This is a genomic window from Thermaurantiacus sp., from assembly GCF_053487655.1.
On sequence record NZ_JBRCLD010000048.1, the window covers coordinates 1 to 8274 of the forward strand.

At 65.5% G+C, this 8274-nt stretch carries 8 protein-coding genes and 1 pseudogene; 5 read left to right on the forward strand and 4 right to left on the reverse strand.

Annotation, left to right across the window (positions count from 1 at the left end; translation table 11 throughout):
- The coding region (locus tag ACWIQA_RS04670) for an ExbD/TolR family protein (protein WP_448581905.1) at nt 1-246 on the forward strand (246 nt) is incomplete at its 5' end.
- Between the two features lie 7 nt (nt 247-253).
- Here the strand turns inward: ACWIQA_RS04670 and ACWIQA_RS04675 are convergent.
- The gene (locus ACWIQA_RS04675; RefSeq protein ID WP_448581912.1) at nt 254-2029 is read right to left on the reverse strand and encodes an ABC transporter transmembrane domain-containing protein; all 1776 of its coding nucleotides are present in this window, start codon (nt 2027-2029) and stop codon (nt 254-256) included.
- 79 nt (nt 2030-2108) lie between these two features.
- Here ACWIQA_RS04675 and ACWIQA_RS04680 point away from each other — a divergent pair, with 79 nt between their 5' ends.
- Nucleotides 2109-3491, forward strand: coding sequence for a 3-isopropylmalate dehydratase large subunit (locus ACWIQA_RS04680; RefSeq protein ID WP_448581906.1), 1383 nt, complete (start codon nt 2109-2111; stop codon nt 3489-3491).
- On the forward strand, nt 3491-4081 hold the full coding sequence (gene leuD / locus ACWIQA_RS04685) for a 3-isopropylmalate dehydratase small subunit (protein ID WP_448581907.1): 591 nt from the start codon (nt 3491-3493) through the stop codon (nt 4079-4081). Before ACWIQA_RS04680 ends, leuD begins: the two co-directional genes overlap by 1 nt.
- On the opposite strand, the gene ACWIQA_RS04690 is transcribed toward leuD, so the two are convergent.
- From ACWIQA_RS04690 to ACWIQA_RS04700, 3 genes are all read right to left on the reverse strand, one after another.
- Nucleotides 4075-5166, reverse strand: a complete 1092-nt coding sequence (locus ACWIQA_RS04690; RefSeq protein WP_448581908.1) for a 6-phosphofructokinase — start codon at nt 5164-5166, stop codon at nt 4075-4077. The two genes, leuD and ACWIQA_RS04690, sit on opposite strands and share 7 nt — an antisense overlap.
- A 352-nt stretch (nt 5167-5518) precedes the next feature.
- Nucleotides 5519-6745, reverse strand: a complete 1227-nt coding sequence (locus tag ACWIQA_RS04695) for an NADP-dependent isocitrate dehydrogenase (protein WP_448581909.1) — start codon at nt 6743-6745, stop codon at nt 5519-5521.
- A 31-nt stretch (nt 6746-6776) separates the two neighbouring features.
- Nucleotides 6777-7400, reverse strand: a complete 624-nt coding sequence (locus ACWIQA_RS04700; RefSeq protein ID WP_448581910.1) for an LOG family protein — start codon at nt 7398-7400, stop codon at nt 6777-6779.
- Nucleotides 7401-7518: 118 nt separating this feature from the next.
- Between ACWIQA_RS04700 and petA the strand changes: the two genes are divergently transcribed.
- Both petA and ACWIQA_RS04710 read left to right on the forward strand, forming a co-directional pair.
- Nucleotides 7519-8070, forward strand: a complete 552-nt coding sequence (gene petA / locus ACWIQA_RS04705; protein ID WP_448581911.1) for a ubiquinol-cytochrome c reductase iron-sulfur subunit — start codon at nt 7519-7521, stop codon at nt 8068-8070.
- 4 nt (nt 8071-8074) lie between these two features.
- Nucleotides 8075-8274, forward strand: a pseudogene (locus ACWIQA_RS04710) (cytochrome b); the annotation flags it as partial.

Genomic DNA, 8274 nt, shown 5'->3' on the forward strand with positions numbered 1-8274 from the left:
ACCTTCAACCAGGTGAACATCGACTTCCTCAACACCATCTACTGGAACGATCAGGAAGTGACCATGGAGCAGCTCCGCACCTACATGGAGCAGGTTGGCAGAATGCCGGCCGATGACCAGCCCGAGCTTCGCCTCCGCCCCGACGCTCTTGCCCGCTACGAAGTGGTGAACCAGGTCATGGCAATTGCGCAGTTGAGTGGCATTAAGAAAATGGGCTTTGTCGGCAACGAGGCCTACGCGAGCTAGAAAGCTGTCAGGCCGCTTCGGCTGTGAACTGAAGCCGAGCAAGCCGGGCGTAGAGGCCTCCGCGCGCCACCAGCTCGCTGTGGCGCCCACTTTCCACGATCCGCCCGCCCTCCATCACAAGGATCCGGTCTGCCGTCCTGACCGTTGCCAGTCGATGCGCTATGACGAGCGTCGTGCGTGTTGCCATCAGGGTTTCGAGCGCATCGGCGACCAGCGCCTCACTCTCCGAGTCGAGCGCCGACGTCGCCTCGTCGAGCAGCAGTAGTGGCGCATCCTTCAAGATCGCCCGGGCAATTGCAATCCGCTGGCGCTGGCCGCCGGAAAGTCGCACACCGCCTTCCCCCAGCTCGCTCATGAGGCCCTCGGGAAGCGCCCGCAGGAATTCGGCGGCGTGCGCAGCTTCGGCCGCGTCCCATATTTCCGCCTCGGTTGCCTCCCAACGACCGTAAGCGATATTATCCCGTGCTGTCCCTGAGAAGATGACGGGCTCCTGCGGCACGACGGCAATCCGGGCCCGCACCGCGTCTGGGTCGGCGTCCCTCAAGTCCACCCCGTCCAGCAGCACCCGCCCGGCCTCCGGGTCGTGGAACCGCAGCACCAGCTGGAAGATGGTCGACTTGCCCGCCCCGGATGGGCCGACGATTGCGATCCGCTCGCCGGGGGCAACGCGGAACTCAATTCCATCCAACGCGACGGCATCAGGCCGGCTCGGGTAGCGGAAGCGGACTCTCTCGAAGACGAGCCGCCCCTCCGCCGGCACTGGCAGCGCAACTGGCCGGTCCGGCGCGCGAATCTCGGGCTGCTCGGCCAGAAGCTCGCGGATCCGCGCCGAGGCCCCTGCTGCACGCATGAAATCACCATAGACCTCCGAAAGTGCCCCGACTGCGCCAGCGACGATCGCACTCGCCAGCACAAAGGCCGCGATGGTGCCACCGGTCATCCGCCCGGCGACAACGTCGCGCGCGCCTTCCCAAAGCACCAGCGTGATCGCCCCGAAGGCGAGCACAATGACGACCGCCGTCAGGATGGCCCGGATCCGGTTCCGCCGGAGCGCGGTCTGGAAGGCCCGCTCGGCGGCGGCGGCGAAGCGGTCGCTCTCCCGCCCGACCGCACCAAAGGCCTGCACTGTCTTGATGGCGCGAAGCGTCTCCGAGACCAAGGCGCCGACATCTGCCACCCGGTCCTGGCTCTTCTGCGAGAGATTCCGCACCATCCGCCCCATCAGGATGATGGGGCCAACAACCATCGGAATCACAAGCAACATGAGACCTGTCAGCTTCGGGCTCAGCCAGAACAGATAGGCAAAGCCCCCCACTCCCATGAAGGCGTTGCGCAGCGCCATCGAGGTGGAGGTCGCGACAACCTGCTCGATGATGGCGGTATCTGCCGTCAGACGCGAAGCAATCTCGGATGGGCGATTGAGCTCGAAGAAGCCGGGGTCGAGCCGCAAGAGATGGCCCTGTACTCGAGTCCGCAAATCGCGGACGATCCGCTCGCCCACCCAGGAGACAAAGTAGAAGCGCACCGCAGTCGCAACGCCGAGCACAGCGACAACTGCAAGGAGGATGAGGAACCAGCGGGAGATGTCGGAACCTGCGCCGGCAGCAAAGCCGCGGTCGATGATGAGCTTGAAACCCTGCGGGATGGCAAGCGTTGCACCTGCGGCCACCACCAGCGCGACAAATGCGGCAATGAGCTGGGCCGGGTAGCAGCGGGCATGCTCCCACAACAGCCCGAGACTCGACAGCCGCGTCTGCCTCTTCCTGTCGTCATTGGAAGGCACGTTCACGGGCTCGCCCTAGCCCCCGCTTCCGGCGCCGGCAATTGCCGCGCCGCCGCAAGCAAGGCTATGCTTTGCCTCCATGCCCTCTCTTTTCGAGCAGATCTGGCGCACCCATGAGATCCGTCCCGGCCTGGTCGCCATCGACCGGGTCATGCTCCACGAACGCACCGGGGCCGCGGCGCTGCGCGCGCTTGCGGCCTCGGCGCGTTCGGTCACAAACCCGGCGCACGCCTTCGTCGTCATGGACCATATCGTCGACACGCGCCCCGGCCGCACCGACCAGACGCTCATGCCCGGCGGCCAGGCCTTCATCAGCGAAACCCGCGCCGCCGCCCGCGCGTTCGGCCTCAAGGTCTTCGACGTGACCGACAAGGACCAGGGCATCACCCATGTCATCTCGCCCGAGCTTGGGATCGTGCTCCCTGGTCTCACCCTGGTTGCTCCTGACAGTCATACGGGAACGCAAGGAGCCTTCGGCGCGCTCGCCTGGGGACTCGGCAGCTCCGAGGCCGAGCATGCGCTCGCAACCGGCACCTTGCGGGTCCAGAAGCCCGGGGCGATGCGCGTGACGGTCAGCGGCCGGCTCGGGCCCGGCGTCACGCCCAAGGACCTCGCCCTCCACCTGATCGCCACCCACGGCGCCCGCGGCGGAGAGGGCATGGTGGTCGAGTTCGCCGGCCCAGCTGTCACAGCACTCGACATGGAAGGGCGGATGACGCTCGCCAACATGGCAACGGAGTTCGGCGCCTTCTCTGCCCTCATCGCCCCTGATTCGGAGACCTTTGCCTGGCTTGCTGGCCGGCGTTACGCGCCTGCAGGTCCGCTTTGGGAGCAGGCGCTCGCCTGTTGGCAGACGCTCCGCTCCGGACCCGACTCCGTCTTCGCACGTGAGATCCACGTCGATGCCGCCGACGTTGCCCCCATGGTCTCCTGGGGCACCAGCCCGCAACACAGCGTGGCGATCTCCGGCACCGTCCCGACCGCATCGCAGGCCGGCCTCGCTGCCGAAGCCCACGCCCGCGCGCTCGCCTACATGGGGCTCGCACCCGGCCAGCCGCTGCTCGGCCTCCCCATCGAGGGCGCCTTCATCGGCTCCTGCACCAACAGCCGTCTCTCCGATCTCAGGCGCGCAGCCGAGATCGTCCGCGGCCACAGGGTGGCGCCGGGCGTGCGCAAGGCGCTCGTCGTTCCCGGAAGCCAGGCAGTCAAGCGCGCCGCCGAGGCGGAAGGGCTGGACCGCATCTTCACCGACGCTGGCTTTGAATGGCGGGAGTCGGGCTGCTCGCTCTGCTTCTTTGCGGGAGGGGAAAGCTTCGGCGCTGGCGAGCGGGTCATCTCGTCCACCAACCGCAATTTCGAGAGCCGGCAGGGCCCGGGAACGCGCACCCACATCGCCAGTCCCGAAGTGGTGGCAGCGAGCGCCATTGCCGGCGCCATCGCCCATCCTGGAGTGCCCGGCTGATGCCTGCGCCGCTCCGCATAATCTGCGGTCCCGCGCTCCCCTTCCGCGAGGACAATGTCGATACCGACATCATTATCCCCAGCCGCGAGATCAAGGGCACGGGCCGGACCGGCCTTGCCGCCGGCCTGTTCGCCAACCGCCGCTATCTCGATCCCGTGGCCCGCCTTGAGAACCCCGACTTCCCCCTCAACTGGCCGCAGTTCCGCAAGGCCCCCATCTGGCTCGCTGGCGCCAATGTCGGCTGCGGCTCCAGCCGCGAACATGCCGCCTGGGCGCTCGCCGAACATGGCTTCCGCGCCGTCATTGCCGAGAGCTTCAATCCGATCTTCTTCGCGAATTGCGTGCGCAACGGGATCGCCCCCGTGGTGCTCCCGCGCGAGGTGATCGCGAGCCTCGCAAACCCGGTCACGGTTGATCTCGAGGCGATGCAGGTGAACGGCCACCCCTTCACCCTGCCCGACGAGGCCCGCACCATGCTGATGGAAGGCCTGGACCCCATCGCGCTCACGCTCCTCGAGGCTGACGCGATTGCCGCCTGGCAGGAACAGGATCGCCGCGCCCGCCCTTGGGCCTGGCTCGCCCGTCAGTAGACGAACATCGGCAGGCCCTCGACTCGGCCGAGCTTGGGCCGGTAGGTGGCCGGGTCGAACAGGCGCTCGACATCCACCCGCCGCGCGCCCTGCATCAGCACCTCGATCTCCGAGCTTGCATAATTGCCGTCGATGAGCCCGACCAGCCGCCCATGCCGTCCCTCCTCCAGCAGCTGCACGGCGAGCGCGCCGAAGGCGAAGCCGACCATCCGGTCGAGCGCATCGGGCGCCCCGGCGCGCATGAGATAGGCGAGCTCCTGCACGATGGTGCCGACCCCTGTTGCTGCTTCAAAACTGCGGGCGAGTTGCCGGCCGATCCCGGCTCCTTTCCGCTGGCTTGCCGAGAGGTCCAGGTCGGCAGCTGCCGCACCCTCGATCACGGCCCCTTCCGAGACCACCAGGATCGCATAGCCGTCCGGATTTTCCGCCCGGTCCGCGACCAGCAGGGGGAACAGCCGCTCGGGTGCAACCGGCACTTCGGCGATCGCCGTCCTGTCCACCTGCGCCAGGAACCCGGCGACGAGCGCCGTCTCGCCCGAGCGGCGGCCGAACAGCTCGACGATGGCGACCCGCTCGTGGCTTGCTGCTGTGGTCCTAAGCGCATTGATGGCGTCCACCGAACGCGTGACGGCCGTCGAGAAACCGAGAGCATAGTCGGTGCCGAAGACATCATTGTCCATCGTCTTGGGTACTGCGACCACGGGGACGCCAAGCTTCGAGAAATGCACTGCCGACCTGAGCGTTCCGTCACCACCGAGCACGATCAGCGCATCAAGCCCGAGCCTCCCGAACAGCGCGAGGATGGCCGCCGTGTGATCGCCTGTGTCCGTGGTCGGGTCGAATCGGGCGCTGTGGAGGATCGTGCCGCCCAGACGATCGATCCCGCGCACAGCAGCACGATCCAGCATCACGGCATGGCCTGCTGCAAAAGGATCGTCGCTCGTCGCTGCCGCCACCACCCCCTGCCAGCCACGCTTCAGCCCCACGACCTCGTGCCCGCCCTCGCAAGCGCTTAGCACAACCGCGCGGATGCAAGGATTGAGCCCCGGCACATCGCCGCCGCCAGTAAGCAAGCCGATCCGCATCAGCTGCAGTCTGCAAGGGGGACAGTTGCTGGGCGACTTGAGCTATTGGGCGTATCGCCCAGCCGGGCATAGACGAGCTTCGCCCACCGCGGGCTGCAGGCATGGGCAGGTTTGACGCGCCCATCACGCAAGATCCGCTTGCTGCACCCCAGCAGGCCGTCGAGTCGCCATTCTTCGAGCAGCTGGAAGGGCCGCATCAACGTCAGCAAGCCGAGGCTCTGCTTAGCGCTGGCCCCAAGCCCCTTCGTGGCAAGAGCGAGAACTCGTGCCGAATATGCGCGGTAAAAGGCAGGGGCTGGCGGGGCTGCCACCAGCAATGTGCAGGAAGACAAGCGAGAGGCCCTACGCAGGCTCAGGCCCCGTCCCTGCCCATCTCCGCCTCGAGATTGGCGACAATGGAATCGAAGAAGGCTTCTGTCGTCATCCACGGCTGGTCCGGGCCGATCAAGAGCGCAAGGTCCTTGGTCATGGCACCGCCTTCGACAGTTTCGATGCAAACCCGCTCCAGCGTCTCGGCAAAGCGAGTCACCTCGGGCGTCTCGTCAAGCTTGCCGCGATGCATGAGACCTCGTGTCCAGGCGAAGATCGAGGCAATCGGGTTGGTCGAAGTGCTCTTGCCCTGCTGGTGCTGGCGATAATGTCGTGTGACCGTCCCGTGCGCAGCCTCCGCCTCGACGATCCGGCCATCGGGCGTCATCAGCACGCTCGTCATGAGGCCGAGCGAACCGAAGCCCTGTGCCACCATGTCAGACTGCACGTCACCGTCATAATTCTTGCACGCCCACACAAACGCACCCGACCATTTGAGCGCCGAGGCGACCAGGTCGTCGACGAGGCGATGCTCATAAGTGATGCCAGCGCGCGTAAAATCCGATTTGAATTCGGAATCGAACACGTCCTGGAACAGGTCCTTGAAGCGGCCGTCATAGGCCTTGAGGATCGTGTTCTTGGTCGAGAGATAGACTGGCCATTTCCGTGCCAGGCCATAATTCAGGCAGGCTCGGGCGAAATCGCGGATGCTGTCGTCGAGATTGTACATTCCCATCGCAACACCAGCGGAGGGGAAGTGAAAGACTTCATGCTCAATCGCTTCGCCGCCGTCTTCTGGTTCCCAGCGAATGGTCAAGCGGCCAGGCCCTGGGATCCGGAAGTCCGTCGCCTTATATTGATCGCCGAAAGCATGCCGGCCGACCACGATGGGACTCGTCCAGCCGGGGATGAGGCGCGGTACAGTCCTGATGACGATGGGCTCGCGAAACACCACACCGCCCAGGACGTTGCGGATAGTCCCATTTGGGGACTTCCACATTTTCTTGAGGCCAAACTCTGCGACTCGCGCTTCATCTGGAGTGATGGTTGCGCATTTGACGCCCACCCCATGCTCGGCGATCGCGTGCGCCGCCTCCACTGTCACTCGATCCTCGGTCCGGTCGCGCTCGGCAATTCCAAGATCATAGTAACGCAGGTCCACCTCGAGATAGGGAAGGATCAGACGTTCGCGGATCCAGGCCCAGATAATCCGCGTCATCTCGTCGCCGTCCAGCTCGACGACCGGACCTTTCACCTTGATCTTGTCCATGCTGCTCCTCGGCCCCCGTGGTCGTCGGTCCCTAACCGGGGGGCAGCAGGGCTTCAAGCGCTGCGAGCGACGGCAAGTGGGTCACATGCGCCAGCACGTCCCGGCCGACAAACCCGGTCGCCTCGAGATGGGCAAGGAGTGCAAGAAAAGGCTCCCAGAAGCCGCCATCGCCCAGCAGCAGGACCGGCCGGTCGTGAAGGCGGAGGTTGCGCCAGGAGAGGATCTCGACGAGCTCATCAAGCGTGCCGATCCCTCCTGGCAGCGCCAGCACTGCGTCCGCCGTCTCGAACATGCGCGCCTTGCGCACGTGCAGGCTATCCACCACCTCAAGATGGGCGAGCCCGTCCAGGGCCACTTCGAGCGCCACAAGGAACGAGGGGATCACGCCTTCTACGCGCCCGCCGCCGTCGCGCGCAGCGCGCCCGGCTGCTCCCATCAGCCCAAGCGCGCCACCGCCATAGATGAGCGTGACCCCGCGTGCGGCAAGCAGCGCCCCGACTGCGCTGGCCGTTGCCATGTGCCGCGGGTCGGCGCCGGCGCGCGAGCCGCAGAACAGCAGCAACCGCCGGATCGGCCCTGGCGGTGCCATCTGCGGTGGCGCATCATGAGGGTGGGCGACAGCTGGAAAGGTAGGCCGGTCGGGCGCATCGGTCATATGGAGCCTATGCCATTGGCGAGTGTGCGGGGCGAGTGCTGCGCCAGATTGTCCATTGAATTCTGTCCCGCGCGCCCGCTATGAAGGGGGCGTTCTTCCTGCGTTACGGAATTGCAAGATGGCCTCAACGCCCGAAGCTGCCGAAGGCGGCGAGATCCGCCGCCGAGATTTCATCTACATCGCAACCGGTGCGTTTGGCGCCGTTGGTGCTGCGGCCGTTGCCATCCCCTTCATCAACCAGATGAACCCTTCCGCCGATGTTCGCGCCATGGCGACGACGGAAATCGATATCTCTGCCGTTGAGGAGGGGATGGCGATTAAGACGATCTGGCAGTCGAAGCCAGTGTTCGTGAAGCATCTGACTGCTGCTGAGATTGCCGAGGCCAACAAGGTCGATGTGGCGAGCCTGCGCGACCCCCAGACACTTGACGATCGGACCAAGCCGGGCAAGCCGCAGTGGCTCGTCACCCTTGGGGTTTGCACCCATCTTGGGTGCGTGCCCCTCGGCGCCGGCCAGGGCGAAAGCCGGGGCGACTACAATGGCTATTTCTGCCCCTGCCACGGCTCCCACTATGATACCGCCGGGCGGATCCGCAAAGGTCCGGCTCCGTACAATCTCGAAGTGCCGCCTTACGAATTCACCTCCGACACCATCATCAGGATCGGGTGAGACCATGAGCTTTCCCTGGGCTGAACATTATGAACCCAAGCATCCACTGATGAAGTGGATAGACAGCCGGCTGCCCTTGCCGCGGCTGGTCTTCAATGCCGTCGGCGCTGGCTATCCAGTGCCGCGGAATATCAACATTTGGTATAATTTTGGCGTACTTGCCGGGGTTGCCCTCATGATCCAGATCATCACCGGCATCGTGCT

Excerpts from the sequence above, each read along its gene's own strand:
- ACWIQA_RS04680 (WP_448581906.1), top strand. The coding sequence starts at position 2,109 with ATGCCCTCTCTTTTCGAGCAGATCTGGCGCACCCATGAGATCCGTCCC.
- leuD (WP_448581907.1), top strand. The coding sequence starts at position 3,491 with ATGCCTGCGCCGCTCCGCATAATCTGCGGTCCCGCGCTCCCCTTCCGC.
- ACWIQA_RS04690 (WP_448581908.1), bottom strand. The coding sequence starts at position 5,166 with ATGCGGATCGGCTTGCTTACTGGCGGCGGCGATGTGCCGGGGCTCAAT.
- ACWIQA_RS04695 (WP_448581909.1), bottom strand. The coding sequence starts at position 6,745 with ATGGACAAGATCAAGGTGAAAGGTCCGGTCGTCGAGCTGGACGGCGAC.
- ACWIQA_RS04700 (WP_448581910.1), bottom strand. The coding sequence starts at position 7,400 with ATGACCGATGCGCCCGACCGGCCTACCTTTCCAGCTGTCGCCCACCCT.
- petA (WP_448581911.1), top strand. The coding sequence starts at position 7,519 with ATGGCCTCAACGCCCGAAGCTGCCGAAGGCGGCGAGATCCGCCGCCGA.